This window comes from Gilvimarinus gilvus, assembly GCF_030518155.1.
In the GTDB taxonomy this organism is placed as follows: domain Bacteria; phylum Pseudomonadota; class Gammaproteobacteria; order Pseudomonadales; family Cellvibrionaceae; genus Gilvimarinus; species Gilvimarinus gilvus.
Genome location: NZ_JAULRU010000330.1, coordinates 1 through 425, shown reverse-complemented (window position 1 = coordinate 425; position 425 = coordinate 1). Strand labels below are relative to the sequence as shown.

1 protein-coding gene is annotated in these 425 nt (G+C 37.2%); it reads left to right on the top strand.

Annotation, left to right across the window (positions count from 1 at the left end; genetic code table 11):
• A partial coding sequence (locus tag QWI17_RS05660; RefSeq protein WP_368045327.1) for an ABC transporter permease occupies positions 1 to 425 on the top strand: 425 nt, incomplete at both ends.

Genomic DNA, 425 nt, shown 5'->3' with positions numbered 1-425 from the left:
GGCGATAATGCTGAGCGTGCTTTGTATGCGCCTTTTACAACATTTAGAACGATTTATGCGACGGATAAAGTTTCATCAATTATTGTAACGCCAAAAGATGGAATGGCTTTGGCTGATATATCTAAACTAGCAAATGCAATCGAATATAATATAAAAGGCCGACACAATGTTGCGCCTTCTGATTATGGTGGAATTTGGGTGCGAAATGCAGCCGATGCAATGGAAGATACCAATCAATTTTTCTTGATTTTGACAATTATTGTATTTGTAATTGGTGGAGGAAGTTTGATTGCAGGAATCGTAAGTATCGGAAATATTATGGTGTTTAGTGTAAAAGAGCGTACCAAAGAAATTGGTATTCGAAAAGCTTTGGGCGCAACACCAGCCAATGTTTTGGGATTGATTTTACAAGAAGCAATTATGAT